12 protein-coding genes are annotated in these 14,000 nt (G+C 51.7%); 2 read left to right on the top strand and 10 right to left on the bottom strand.

What is annotated here, in order from left to right; all coding sequences use genetic code 11:
- Positions 1-23: 23 nt before the first annotated feature.
- Positions 24-920 carry a LysR family transcriptional regulator gene (locus tag ACOXYR_RS01435; RefSeq protein WP_015962907.1) on the bottom strand — a complete coding sequence of 299 codons (897 nt, stop codon included), beginning with the start codon at positions 918-920 and terminating at the stop codon, positions 24-26.
- A 105-nt stretch (positions 921-1,025) separates the two neighbouring features.
- On the opposite strand from ACOXYR_RS01435, the gene ACOXYR_RS01430 reads away from it, so the two are divergent.
- Complete coding sequence (locus ACOXYR_RS01430; protein WP_108475027.1) at positions 1,026-1,727, top strand: pirin family protein; 702 nt, start codon at positions 1,026-1,028, stop codon at positions 1,725-1,727.
- A gap of 24 nt (positions 1,728-1,751) precedes the next feature.
- Positions 1,752-1,913: a hypothetical protein gene (locus ACOXYR_RS01425; protein ID WP_167405934.1), complete on the top strand. Its 162-nt coding sequence runs from the start codon at positions 1,752-1,754 to the stop codon at positions 1,911-1,913.
- Positions 1,914-1,944: 31 nt separating this feature from the next.
- On the opposite strand, the gene ACOXYR_RS01420 is transcribed toward ACOXYR_RS01425, so the two are convergent.
- The 9 genes from ACOXYR_RS01420 to tdcA form a co-directional block, all read right to left on the bottom strand.
- A complete protein-coding gene (locus ACOXYR_RS01420; protein ID WP_113858932.1) occupies positions 1,945-3,258 on the bottom strand; it encodes an L-cysteine desulfidase family protein in 1,314 nt (437 codons plus the stop codon).
- A 23-nt stretch (positions 3,259-3,281) separates the two neighbouring features.
- Positions 3,282-4,613, bottom strand: coding sequence for an SLC5/6 family protein (locus ACOXYR_RS01415; protein WP_113858931.1), 1,332 nt, complete (start codon positions 4,611-4,613; stop codon positions 3,282-3,284).
- A gap of 307 nt (positions 4,614-4,920) precedes the next feature.
- The gene (tdcG, locus tag ACOXYR_RS01410) at positions 4,921-6,285 is read right to left on the bottom strand and encodes an L-serine ammonia-lyase (RefSeq protein ID WP_407731647.1); all 1,365 of its coding nucleotides are present in this window, start codon (positions 6,283-6,285) and stop codon (positions 4,921-4,923) included.
- A gap of 67 nt (positions 6,286-6,352) precedes the next feature.
- Complete coding sequence (locus ACOXYR_RS01405) at positions 6,353-6,748, bottom strand: enamine/imine deaminase (RefSeq protein WP_108475023.1); 396 nt, start codon at positions 6,746-6,748, stop codon at positions 6,353-6,355.
- A 14-nt stretch (positions 6,749-6,762) separates the two neighbouring features.
- A complete protein-coding gene (gene pflB / locus ACOXYR_RS01400; RefSeq protein WP_189624197.1) occupies positions 6,763-9,057 on the bottom strand; it encodes a formate C-acetyltransferase in 2,295 nt (764 codons plus the stop codon).
- 33 nt (positions 9,058-9,090) lie between these two features.
- Positions 9,091-10,299 carry a propionate kinase gene (tdcD, locus tag ACOXYR_RS01395; RefSeq protein ID WP_421355407.1) on the bottom strand — a complete coding sequence of 403 codons (1,209 nt, stop codon included), beginning with the start codon at positions 10,297-10,299 and terminating at the stop codon, positions 9,091-9,093.
- A gap of 31 nt (positions 10,300-10,330) precedes the next feature.
- Positions 10,331-11,662 (bottom strand): threonine/serine transporter TdcC, encoded by a 1,332-nt coding sequence (tdcC, locus tag ACOXYR_RS01390; protein WP_108475020.1) that lies wholly within the window; start codon positions 11,660-11,662, stop codon positions 10,331-10,333.
- Between the two features lie 93 nt (positions 11,663-11,755).
- Complete coding sequence (gene tdcB, locus ACOXYR_RS01385; protein ID WP_108475019.1) at positions 11,756-12,745, bottom strand: bifunctional threonine ammonia-lyase/L-serine ammonia-lyase TdcB; 990 nt, start codon at positions 12,743-12,745, stop codon at positions 11,756-11,758.
- Positions 12,746-12,857: 112 nt separating this feature from the next.
- On the bottom strand, positions 12,858-13,781 hold the full coding sequence (tdcA, locus tag ACOXYR_RS01380; RefSeq protein ID WP_108475018.1) for a transcriptional regulator TdcA: 924 nt from the start codon (positions 13,779-13,781) through the stop codon (positions 12,858-12,860).
- Positions 13,782-14,000 lie beyond the last annotated feature (219 nt).

The raw sequence follows: 14,000 nt of genomic DNA, 5'->3' as shown, positions 1-14,000 counted from the left end.
GTTAGGGTGAGGGGGGGAAAACACTACTTAACCGCCAGCAGCTTCTGAATTTCCCGCAGACACCACGACTTCGCTTCGCCCATGCTGTCGCGACGCCACGCCATGATGATTTCCACTTCGTTGGTATATTCCGGGCTGACTACCCGTAAACGCCCCTCGGCAATATCTTTTTCCACCAGCGGATACGGCATCGTTGCCACGCCTAAACCGGCCAACAACGCCTGGCGCTTATCTTCCATCGACGTGACCGTCAGGCGGGGCTGTTTATCCAGCAACTGCACCGTCAGCACCGGGCGTTCACGCGCGGTATCGGCCACCGCTACGCCGCGGTATTTCACGCGCGTCACTTCAGAGAGCGGTTCAGGCTCCTGATGAATCGGGTGATCCGGCGCGGCAACGTAAACATTCATCACCGAATAGAGTTTGCGTGAGTTAATTTCCGACGACGAACGGAAATGCATATCCGGCGCAATCACGATATCCGCCCGCCCCTGCTCCAGACGCTCCCACGCGCCGGCCAGCACTTCGGTGATAATTGACAGTTGTGTGTTCGCTTTCGCCGCCAGCTTTTCAATCAGTGGATAGAGCGTGGGTGTCGGAATGAGCGCTTCGGTGACAATCGTCAGATGCGTTTCCCAACCGCGTGCCAGCGCCTCGGCATCCGTCGTCAGTTTATCCGCCGCTTCCAGCAGTACGCGCCCGCGTTCAAGAAGCATGCGCCCGACATTGGTGAATTTTGTTCGATGACCTGAGCGGTCGAACAGCACAACGTCCAGTTCTTCTTCCAGTTTTTGCATGGTGTAGCTTAATGCCGACGGAACACGTCCAAGCTCATCAGCCGCAGCGGCAAAGCTGCCGCGACGGTCGATTGCATCCATCACCCGCAGGGCTTCCAGCGTTAATGCTCTCTCTTTAGCCATCGTTTTATCATTCAGGAAATTTGAATATACCGGGCAGAATATCTGGCTAACAATGCAGCGTCCATACCTTTACCATTGATTTAGTGTAAAGAGAGGTCAAAAACTATGATTACTACCCGAACAGCCAAACAGTGTGGAAAGGCGGACTTCGGCTGGCTACAGGCTCGCTACACTTTCTCCTTTGGACACTACTTTGACCCAAAACTGCTGGGATACGCCTCTTTGCGTGTCCTGAACCAGGAAGTGCTGGCACCAGGGGCCGCCTTTCAGCCGCGAACTTACCCGAAAGTGGATATCCTCAATATCATTCTCGAAGGGGAAGCGGAGTACCGTAACAGCGAAGGCCATCATGTCCAGGCGAAAGCAGGCGAAGCGCTGCTGATTTCGACCCAGCCGGGCATCAGCTACAGCGAACATAATGTCAGTAAGGATAAGCCGCTCACCCGAATGCAGCTCTGGCTGGATGCCTGCCCGGAACGCGAAAATCCATTGATTCAGAAAGTGGACATTGCAGATACATCGCGACAACTGCTTGCTTCACCTGATGGCGCAGACGGTAGCCTGCAACTGCGTCAAAAGGTATGGATCCACCATATTGAGTTGAAAAAAGGCGAGAAAGCCAGTTTTCTCATCAATGGCCCGCGCGCTTACCTGCAGTCGATCCACGGAACCGTGCATGCCGAGACGCAGGCGCTGGAAAAAGGGGCGCTCACCTGCGGCGATGGCGCATTTATTCGTGACGAAGATAACATAACGCTGGTTGCCGATACGCCACTACGCGCTTTGCTGATAGATTTACCAGTGTAATTTCAGGATGAAAAGAGTGAGCAGATGAGTAAGAAAAGCCAGAAGAAGCCACAGGCGAAAAAGCCGTTAACCCCTCAGGCCGTCACTTCAACGCCGGTGAATTTCGGATTTGAAGAGATGCTAGGCGAACTCGAAGCAATTGTCGCAGATGCCCAAACCCGCCAGTCGGAAGAGGAAGCGGCATAAAAAAATCCCCGGTGATACCGGGGATTTTTGTTTAAACGGTCGCCTTGTGGGACATAATCTCAATGATTTGTCGGTCTGTATGCTGCATTGCATGACGCGCCAACGCACAGAGATTCGCGATTGAATGCTCGACGTCACATCCCACAATGCCATCGTTGCCACTCACCGCCGAACCATCTAATGCCAACAAAACGGCTTTCCACGCAGATGACACGCTGGTAGAGACCTTCATCGCGCAGCTGTTAGAAGCCCCATCGCAAATCATTCCGCTTACGTCTCCTATCATGCTGGCGATAGCCATTGAGATCACGGCGTAATCGCCCCCCGCAAGCAAGGCCATCCCCGCCGCAGCACCCATGGCCGCCGTCGTGGTCGCACAAAGCGCGGAAAGTCGCGGGAGTTGGTTATGAATGTATATGGCGCTAAGGTGCGACAGTATTAACGCTCGCGCCAGCTTCTCATCATCTACCGCAAAATGCTCCGCAACCGTTAACACCGGAAGCGTAGCCGTAATCCCCTGATTACCTGAGCCAGAATTGGTCATAGCAGGAAGCGACGCGCCCCCCATTCGGGCATCTGACGCCGCGCTGGTGCGGATTAAAATAGCCGTCGAAATATCATCAGCCAACAATCCACGATGCTGCTGTTTTTCCAGCGTTCGGCCAATATGTAATCCCCATTCGCCTTGCAAGCCCAGCCTGGAGAGTGCATCGTTCATCTGGCCTGCTTCGAGGATAAAGCGAATCGCCTCAAAGGGAACCTGTACAGCGAAATCGACAATCTCTTCAAGGGTAGCCGATGCCAGACTTTCCAGAGGATTGGGTGAAAGCGTTTCGCGACTGTTTTCAGCAAGGGAAAACAGAATGCCATCCTGCGTTTCAATGCTGACGATGCGCGTGTGCTCGCCAACAATGGTCACGCTGCACCACCGTTCGCCAGCGCTAAGCCTGGCCTTTGCGTAGAGAATATCTTCGCACGGCGATTGCAACACGATGCGTACCTGCCCATTCTCCAGCATCGCTTTCGCAGCCGTAAGGTGGTGCACGGCGCTGTTTTTCAGTACTTCCAGCCCAGCCTTAGGGTCACCCCCCAGAGCCCCCAACGCCGCTGCGATAGGTAAGCCCACCATCCCGGTTCCCGGAACGGTCACGCCCATGCCATTTTTCATCAGATTAGGCGAAACCCACGCGTCAATACGTTCAATGTTTTCCTGTAAATACGACGCCGCAACAGCCGCTGCCAGTGCCAGAGAGACAGGCTCAGTACAACCAAGCGCCGGTTTTACCTCCTGCTTTACCGCAGCGAGAAAAACATCCCATTTGGGGTTTATTTCATTCTCAAACATAACAACAACCTTTTATAACGATATCAGGCAAATGCCAGGAATGGCGAAACACATAGCAGAAGGCCGGTGACAATAATGATCCACAGGGATAATCCCTTATATTTATGCAACGCAGGCACTTTATAGACCAGCCAGGCCGGAATTAAACATCCAACCATGCCGAAAATAGGACTACAAATTGAGGTGAAACTGAGCACCGGTGCATTAAGTACAATGGCACTCCATGCCAGGAGAACCGCAAAAATCATGATGCCGCGCTGTACCATTTTTTCATTGATAGCATCAGCAGAAAACTTACGCCGCAGCACGTTCATGACAATACCCTGAGTTGCTTCACGGAAGCCTAAATAGACGCCAAAGAAGGCAGTCATCACCGCGAATATATTCAGAATCACACTGACAATCTTCACCCATCCCGCCCCTGCACCACTAATAAACTGTGCAGCAATAGCCAGTGCGGATATATTCTGCTCATAGGCTTTAACAGCCTCGTCATGCCCCATCGCCAATGTAAATGAGACGGCATAAAAGAAAACGGTGACAAACAGAATCCCAAATGCAATATTCATTGCCCGCAATGCTTTGTAGCGTGCAACTTCAATTGATTTTTCCCGTGAGCGATAGGAAATCACCATCGGACTCAGCGTTTGTATAAAGAGAATGGAGGTCAGTGTAAAAGGTAACGTAATGATCGCATTTTTAACCAGCAGGCCTAATGGAGGTAATGCGCCAATATTATAGAGACGCCACATGCCTATCATCGAAAGCCCCAATGCGGCGACAACCAGAAGCTTAGTCAGCACCATCCCGGTTGAGATCTTAAACAGCATTTTCTCTCCACGCGAGGAGATAGCTACTAACACGCAAATAAGCACGAGCCCATAAAAGGGATTCTCGGAGAGCAGCCCATCCGTAACGCCGAAAGTTTGCAAATAAGAGGCGCTATCATTTGTAATAGCAGTGGAATAGACAAACATCCAAATGACTAACATCACAAAATAGAGAGCGCCCAACAGGATCCCCCAGTTTTTACCCAGATAGCCGCTAATCACGCTGGGATAGTCTTTACATTCTGGTGATTCAGCGAGGGTATTAATAAACAGTCGCTGAAAGAGATACATCGCCGGATAACCAATAATCGAGGAGAGTAAAAAAACCCAGAGGCCCATTAACCCAACCTGTACGGGTAAAAAAACGATGCCCGCACCAATTGCCATACCGATACTCATTATAACCCATCCAGTATCGGTACTATCGAACTTGATGGCTTCTTTCCAGGCTTGCTCACTCATATTTTTCCGAGAAAGAGGTACAGCACTTTCCCGAGCAACACTATTTGTTGTCACCGTTTCCATAACGTAATCACTCTGTATATAGGTAAGATGTTTATTATTTATCTCGTCGCTACAAAGGCGATATGCAACGTATTTTTGGGCAGGCTTATTATTAATATGAAGGCATCATACTCGTGGAGAGAGAGAAATATTTCACAATATTCAGATGAATAGAGGATGTTATTGGTAAAAATTTTCTCCAACAGGGAAAATAAAAAGAAAAATATACTACCAGAAATGTATGTTTGAACACCATCACATTTTTATTCAGGGATAAAAGGATAAAAAAAAGCTCCGGCATGCGGAGCTTCTTCATTACTGGAGAGGGTTAACTGCACACTACCTTTATCGCCAGCCCGCCGCGGGACGTTTCACGATATTTGTCGTTCATATCTTTACCCGTTTCATACATTGTCTCGATCACTTTATCGAGGGAGACGCGTGCTTCGCTGGTACGCTGAATCGCCATGCGCGCCGCGTTGACCGCTTTCACCGCGTTGATAGCGTTACGTTCGATACAGGGGATTTGCACCTGCCCGCCGACCGGATCGCAGGTCAGGCCCAGGTTATGCTCCATGGCGATTTCCGCCGCCATGCACACCTGCTGCGGGCTGCCGCCAAGCAGCTCCGTCAGCCCTGCCGCCGCCATTGAGGCCGCAACCCCCACTTCCCCCTGGCAGCCCACTTCCGCACCGGAAATCGAGGCATTCTGTTTATACAGGCCGCCAATTGCCCCGGCAGTCAGTAAGAAACGCGCCACGGAGTTGCCATTCACCGTACGACGGAATTTGTCGTAATAGGCCAGCACCGCCGGGACGATGCCGCAGGCGCCGTTGGTGGGTGCGGTGACGACACGCCCACCCGCCGCATTCTCTTCACTGACTGCCAGGGCGAACATGTTGATCCAGTCGATCACGTTCATCGGATCGCTGGAGGTGCTGTCACTGGAGACGAGGATCCGTCTTAATGCCACCGCGCGACGCGGAACATTCATCGGCCCTGGCAATACGCCCTCCGTATTCATGCCGCGTTCGATCCCCGTGCGCATAACGTGCCAGATCCGCGCGAACCCTGTATCGATCTCTTCTCTGCTCCTGAGCGCCAGCTCGTTTTGCATCATCAGGCCCGAGATAGACAACCCGTTTTCCGTACACTGTTTCACCAGCTCACTGGCAGAGCGGAACGGAAACGGTACCGGTTGTTCGACCTCATGCGCCTGGCCGAACTTTTCCTCTTCGACAATAAAACCGCCGCCCACCGAATAGTAGGTTTTACTCAGTAAAATCTGGTCGCCCTGACGCGCGGTGAAGCGCATGCCGTTCTCGTGGCGCGGCAGGGTTTCATCATGAAATACCACATCATCAGTGACAGAGAATGGCACCACGGCGGTGCCCTGCGCCACCGGTAGACGCCCGCTGCGCTGAACGGCGCGAATAAAGGCTGGAATGGCATCGATATCGACGCTATCCGGGCGATTGCCCGCCAGCCCCATAATGACCGCAACATCCGTTGCGTGGCCTTTACCAGTGAGAGAAAGCGAACCGTAAAGATCGACCGTCAAACCGGTCACAAGCGGTAGCGCCCCACTCTGCTGGAGTTCATCAATAAAGGATTTCCCGGCATTCATCGGCCCAACCGTGTGCGAGCTGGATGGCCCAACGCCGATTTTGAACATATCGAATGTGCTAATCATATCCGTGACCTCGATACGACTTCAGAGACGGGCTGCCGGATAGCAGCCCGGTGTGGCTACAAGCGAATTACAGGCTATCTCCCCGAACGGCAATCGCTTCAATTTCCAGCTTCACATCCTTCGGCAATCTCGCCACCTGTACGCAACTGCGCGTCGGATAGGTAGCATGATGATCGTCGAAGAACTGCTGATAAACCTGGTTGATGGTCGCAAAATCATTCAGATCGGTAATAAAGACCGTCGTTTTCACGATACTGCCCACCTCAAGACCCGCCGCGGTGATAATCGCTTTAACATTTTCCAGGCTCATGCGCGCCTGATCCGCCACATCCGCCGGGATCTCGCCGTTTTGTGGATTCACCGGGATCTGCCCGGAAGTGAAGATCATTTTGCCTAAATCGATCCCTTGCACATAGGGGCCAATCGCCCCCGGTGCACGGGTGGTTTCAATTAACTTTTTCATACTCTCTCCAGTTCTCAAAGGGCCTGGGTAAAGGTTCGGGAAATCACGTCCTGCTGTTGCTCACGCGTCAGCGCATTAAAGCGCACCGCGTAGCCCGAGACGCGAATGGTTAAGTTCGGGTAATTTTCCGGATGCGCGATGGCGTCCAGCAGCATGTCGCGGTTCATCACGTTGACGTTAAGATGCTGCCCACCTTCCACCGAGGCTTCATGATGGAAGTAACCATCGAGCAGGCCGACGAGATTGGTCTTGCGCACCGCATCCTCTTTACCGAGCGCTGCCGGAACAATCGAGAAGGTGTAGGAAATCCCGTCTTTGGCATAGGTGAACGGCAGCTTCGCCACTGATGTCAGCGAGGCAACCGCACCTTTGCGATCGCGCCCGTGCATCGGGTTGGCACCCGGCGCAAACGGCGTGCCCGCGCGGCGACCGTCCGGGGTATTCCCGGTTTTCTGGCCGTACACCACGTTCGAGGTGATGGTCAGAATCGACTGGGTCGGCACGGCGTTACGATAAGTTGGCAGCACTTTAATTTTCTTCATAAAGCGCTCAACCAGATCGCAGGCAATGCTGTCGACACGTTCATCGTTGTTGCCGTATTGCGGATATTCACCCTCGATTTCAAAATCGACCGCCAGCCCGTTTTCATCACGAATCGGTTTTACGCGGGCATATTTGATAGCCGACAGGGAATCTGCCGCCACCGACAGCCCGGCCATACCGCAGGCCATCGTGCGATAAACATCGCGGTCGTGCAGCGCCATCAGCGAGGCTTCGTAGCTGTATTTGTCATGCATGTAATGAATGACGTTCAGCGCACTGATGTACTGCACCGCCAGCCAGTCCATAAAGTGGTCGAGGCTTTCCATAACGGTGTCGTAGTCCAGCACGTCATCCATCAACGGCGCGGTTTTCGGCCCGACCTGGATTTTCAGCTTCTCGTCCACCCCGCCATTGATAGCGTACAGCAGCGTTTTGGCGAGGTTGGCGCGTGCACCGAAGAACTGCATCTGCTTGCCAATGACCATCGGGCTGACGCAGCAGGCGATAGCGTAGTCATCACTGTTAAAATCGGCACGCATCAGGTCGTCGTTTTCATATTGCAGTGATGAAGTGACGATTGAGACCTGCGCCGCATACTGCTTGAAGGCTTTTGGCAACGCTTCCGACCACAGAATAGTCAGGTTAGGTTCCGGTGCCGGGCCCATCGTGTGCAGGGTATGCAGGTAACGGAATGAGTTTTTGCTTACCAGCGTGCGGCCATCCAGCCCCATTCCGCCGATCACTTCCGTCGCCCAAATCGGATCGCCAGAGAAGAGCGAGTCGAATTCCGGGGTTCGCAGGAAGCGCACCATGCGGATCTTCATAATGAAATGGTCGATCAGCTCCTGCGCCTGCTGCTCCGTTAGTTCGCCGGCTTGCATATCGCGCTCAATATAGATATCAAGGAACGTCGCCGTACGGCCCAGCGACATCGCGCCGCCGTTCTGCGATTTCACCGCCGCCAGATAGGCGAAATAGAGCCACTGCACCGCCTCCTGCGCATTACGCGCCGGGCGTGAGATATCGCAACCGTACTTCGCCGCCATCTCCTGCATTTGCAGCAGCGCGCGACGATGCTCGGCCAGCTCTTCGCGCAGACGAATGGTGGCTTCCAGGTTTTCTCCCCACTCCAGTTTGTTTTGTAAGTCCGCGAACTGCAGCTCGCGCTCGCGCACCAGATAACGGATGCCGTACAGTGCCACGCGACGGTAATCGCCGATAATACGCCCGCGCCCGTAGCCATCCGGCAGGCCGGTCAGCACGCCCGATTTGCGGCAGCGCAGCATATCCGGCGAATAGGCATCAAATACGCCCTGGTTATGGGTTTTACGCAGTGACGTGAACTGGTATTCGAAATCCGCATCCATTTCGCGGCCATAGGCTTCGAAGGAGCTTTTGATCATATTGATGCCGCCGAACGGATGCAGCGCGCGTTTCAACGGCTTATCCGTTTGCAGACCGACGATTTTTTCCAGATCTTTCTCGATATAACCCGCATCATGCACGGTAATGGTGGTCGCGACATTAGTATCAAAATCGACCGGGGCATGGGTGGCATTCTCGGTACGAATACCTTCCATCACTTTTTCCCACAGTGCGGTCGTCGCCGATGTCGCTTGTGCAAGGAAAGATTCATCACCTTCATACGGCGTGTAGTTCTGTTGAATAAATTCGCGAACGTTAATTTCATCTTTCCATTCGCTACCGTTAAAACCGCGCCATGCATCGGCAAAATGCATATCGTTAAGATCGATATTTACCTTCATGAAACTCTTCTCTCAATTTTAAAAGCGATTAACTCAGGCGTATTCCGCTACCGTATTAATATTTCCTAAACGGATAGCGTCCAGTGCAATCATTTTTTCTTCATTGGTCGGAATAACGGCGCAGACGACATGAGAACGTTCGTCAGAAATAATACGTTCGCCGCAGGAATTAGGCTGGTTATTCATTTCACGACTCATCACCACGCCCAGTACGCGTAAATGTTCCATCACCATTTGCCGGATAAGCACCGAGTTTTCACCGATACCGCCGGTGAAAATGATGCCATCCAGTCGGGTCAGGGATGCCGCGTGCCCGGCAATATGGCGCGCAATGCGATGGACAAAGGTTTTGATCGCCAGCTGCGCGCGCACATGCCCCTCGTGCCACGCTTTTTCCAGGGTGCGCAGGTCTGAAGACAACCCAGAAATACCCAGCAGGCCAGACTCTTTATTGACGATGCGCTCCAGGTCGCTCATCGTCTGGTGAGTCTGACTGGCAATCCACGCCATCGCGCCAAAATCAACGTCACCGCTGCGGGTGCCCATCATCAGGCCCTCCAGTGGCGTCATGCCCATCGAGGTATCCACGCTCTGCCCGTTGTGTACCGCGCAAATAGATGCCCCGTTGCCCAGGTGCGCAATCACCAGCCCGGAGTCGGCTTCCTGTAACCCCAGCAGTTCATACGCCTGTTTTGCAACATAACGATGAGAAGTGCCGTGGAAACCGTAGCGCCGTACGCCCAGTTCTTCAGTGTATTTCCATGGTAAACCATAGAGATACGCCTCTGGCGGCAGCGTCTGATGGAAGCTGGTGTCAAACACCGCTACCTGCTGTACCCCCGGGAAAAGCTGGCGGGCGGATTCTATTCCGCTCAGATTGGCGTAGTTATGTAACGGTGCCAGCGGCGAGACTTTACGGATACTGTCAATGACCTCATCGGTAATTAAAACAGACTGGGTAAAGATATCGCCACCGTGGGCGATACGGTGGCCAATTAAGGCCACGCTGTCCATTAAATCGCGTTTTTCAAGTTCAAAAGAGATAGCACTTAATGCCGCTTCATAAGTGGGTTGGGACAGCGGCGAAATATCGCCGCCGTTGACCGTTAAACTCGCCTGCTCAGTATTAATACCCTCCGCGATACCCACCAGTAATACATCACAGGTATCAACATCCAGTACTGAAAATTTAATAGACGATGAACCGCTATTAATCACCAATACAACCGGGAACTCATTCATATTACGACTCCGCTCATCCTGAGCATATTAATTAAAACAGTTTGTAGACGATGTTCAGAATGGTCAGCAGACCAATCGCGGTAACGAAGACGTTATCCAGCTTGCCACGGTATTTCGCCAGCGACGGCGCTTTACGGATGGCATACATCGGCAGCAGGCAGAGCAGAGACGCAATAATCGGCGCGCCCATGGCTTCAATCAGATCCAGAATGTTCGGGTTGGCGTAGGCCACGACCCAGGTGGAACCCATGATGAAGATCATGCTGATAGTATTCAGCTTGCCGGTGGAAACTTTGGTTTTGTCGCCTTTGTAGCCGAACTTCAGAATCAGGCCGTTCAGCCCTTCCAGCGTGCCCAGGTAGTGGCCGAAGAAGGATTTGAAGATAGCAACCAGCGCGATGATGGAGGCCCCATACTCAAGCGTGGTGGCAAACGTCGATTTCTGACCCGCCATTGAAGAGAAGTGGTTCGCCAGATAAGACAGTACCGGAATGTTCTGCGCTTTCGCTTCCGCCATGTTGGCCGGAGAGAGCGTGAACAGGCAGCTGAAGGCGAAGAACATCACCACTGCAACCATCAACATACTGGCGCGGGAGATAATTTTAGAGCACTTACGCTCGGTGAAATCACGGCCAAATTCGCCTTCATACTCTTCACGTTTGGAGACCACGAAGGAAGAGACAATCGGTGAGAAGTTAAAGGAGAACACCATGATGGAAATCCCCAGCCATACGGTGACCAGAATGCCATCGTGGCCTGTCAGCGAAATATCGCTCAGGCTGACCTGGTCAATGACCGCTGAGTTCCAGTAAGGGATCAGAGAAAGCGAAATCAGCACCAGGCTCGCGATGAACGGGAACACCAGGAAGCTCATCACTTTCACCATCAGGTCTTTACCGAAGTAGATGACGAACGCCATCAACAACAGCAGGAAGAGCGCCACCAGGCCACGGTTCAGCGCGGGCATCTGGAGCTGGTTTTCCCAGAAGGTCATAAAGGTGTTGGTAATGGTCACGCCATAAATCCACAGCAGCGGACAGATTGCAAAGAAGTACAGGAAGGTGATCACCACCCCACCGGTTTTACCAAAATGCTCCTCTACCGTTTCGGTAATGTTCCCGGACGGGTTAGATCCCGAAAGGCACAGACGCGCCAGCGCGCGGTGGCAGTAAAAGGCAATGGGATAAGCCAATAACAACATTAATAATATTGGGATCAGGCCGCCGTAGCCTGCGCGAATTGGGAAGAATAATACCCCGGCACCAATCGCCGTACCGAATAATCCCAACGTCCATGTGGTATCCGATTTACGCCAGGAGGCTTCTTTAGAATGGCTTACATTAATACTTTCTGTCGTACTCATATCTTATCCTTTGATTAAAGTACCCGTCATTCTTTAAATACCAGGCCACCGCCGTTAAGCGCGCGGCCCGTAAATAATGATCAGGAAAATGGATTAAGCACCAACATACCCTGTAATTTGGGAAACACGAGAAAGGTCGATATTCCCGCCTGAAATAATACTGACCGTTTTACGGCCACGAATATAATCATCAAGTTTACCGCTTAGGAGGGCCGCCGACGCTAATGCGCCCGCACCTTCCGTCACCACTTTATTACGCTGAATTAACGCAATCATGCTGTCGCGAATTTCGTCTTCGGTGACCAGCACAATATCGTCAACCAGTTCACGCACGATTTCGAAGGTCAGGTTGCCCGGACGCGCAACGTCGCAGCCGTCGGCCAGCGTCGTACAGGTGCGGTGATTGGTGATTTCACCGGCATAGAACGATGCCGCCATACCGTGTACGTTTTCCGACTGCACGCCGATGATTTTGATTGTCGGGTTAATCGATTTGATCGCCGTGGCGATCCCGGCAATCAGGCCGCCACCGCCAATCGGCACAATGACGTTATCCACATCATAGAGATCTTCAAGGATTTCCAGGCCGATGGTGCCCTGCCCGGCAATCACCAGCGCATCGTCGTAAGGGGGGATAAAAATGCGGCCTTCGGTTTCAACAATTTCGCTCACTTTGGCAATCGTGTCGTTGAAGTTATCGCCGTGAAGAATCACTTCCGCAGAGTAGTCCTGCGTCGCCGCGACTTTCGATTTCGGCGCGCCTTTTGGCATCACGACCTTGCCGTCAATGCCGAGCATCGCGCAGGAAAGCGAGACGCCCTGCGCATGGTTGCCCGCGGAACAGGCGACCACGCCTTTACGGCGCTCTGCTTCCGTCAATGCGCTCAGTTTGTTAAAGGCACCGCGAATTTTAAAGGAGCCCGTACGCTGCATGTTTTCAAACTTCAGAAATATTTCGCCTTTGCAGCGTTCGCTAAGATAATTTGAGCGCGGCATCCCGGTTTTATAAATTTTTCCGGCCAGTCTTTTTTTCGCTGTTTGAATATCATCAAGGGTTACAGGCAGATCGTAGGTAATATGCATCATATCCTCTTATCAGAATGACTTTCTGACGTTTAGACAAAATCAGGGTATCAGAGTATTTAATGACTCTGGGTTTCGTTTTCGTTATTAGCTGTTCTTAATAAACAGACTGTTAATTCATTTCTGCCTTCCCGGCCTTTGACGAATATTCTTTCGCCAAATCAACCAATACTGAGGCAGATTTTTTAATTCGATAATTTTTAGACCACACGGCTGCATAGCGCGCTACCGGTAATACATCTTCAACCTTTAGCGTAATAAATTCTTTAGAGCCAAACGGCGCAATCATATCTCTCGGGATTACCGTCAGGAAACCGGCGTTCAGCACCAGGTTGTAAATAGTGACGACAGAATCGGTTTTTACAATATTTTCAGTGCTGATGTGATGATGATGGAGGGTGGTGAGAAGTTCTTTGTAGTAACCCATGTCCGTTTGCGGCATAACCCACTGCTCGTTCGAGAGCGACTCTAGCGTGACCGTTGACGTATACGTTCGCGATTTCGACGCGACGACCACAAATTCCGACTCGAACAGCGGCTCGACCTGCAAATCCTGGAGCTGCATTTCATCACTTAATGTCCCAATAGCAAAATCTAAGCGGCCATCGCGCAGGGCCGGTAAAAACGACGAGAGCTGTGCTTCAAACATGGTGACCTGCGCCGCCGGGAACACCGTTTTAAAGGTTTTAATCATCTCAGGTAAGAAGGTGAAACCGATAAGCGATGGATAACCAAATGAGACATCAACCACGCTGTTGCAGCTCAGGCTGTTCATCTCGTTGACCATGTTTTTCATTTCACGGGTGATGGATTCGGAGTAGCTCAGCAATACCTGACCTGCGCTGGTCAGCGTGACGCCGGTATTTTTACGCACCATCAGCTCGATACCAAAGTTAGACTCAATGTCGTTGATAATTTTACTGACCGCCGGTTGGGTAAGCCCAAGCTGCTTGGCAGCTGAGCCAAAAGAACCACTTCTAATGACTTCCTGAAACACCACTAGCTGTTGTGTTTTTGGCAGAAGAACATTATCCATTTTTCTCTCCCCCTTTATTTCCATTTGGCGAGATGGATTCTAATAAATACAGGAGAGTAAGATGTGTGCTATTACTCACAATTTACTTTAAACCTATATAAACATAGGTCACAAAACAAAAGAAAAACATTAAAAATCATATAGTTGATATTTTCATAAAGTGATTTTTGCCTGACTTTTATCAACAAAAATAAGGTATATAACTTTATTTTATGGCGA

It is taken from the genome of Pseudocitrobacter faecalis, from assembly GCF_965231525.1.
Taxonomy (GTDB): Bacteria; Pseudomonadota; Gammaproteobacteria; order Enterobacterales; family Enterobacteriaceae; genus Pseudocitrobacter; species Pseudocitrobacter faecalis.
Note: the sequence above shows the minus strand (reverse complement) of the source record. Positions and strands in the feature narration are given on the sequence as shown.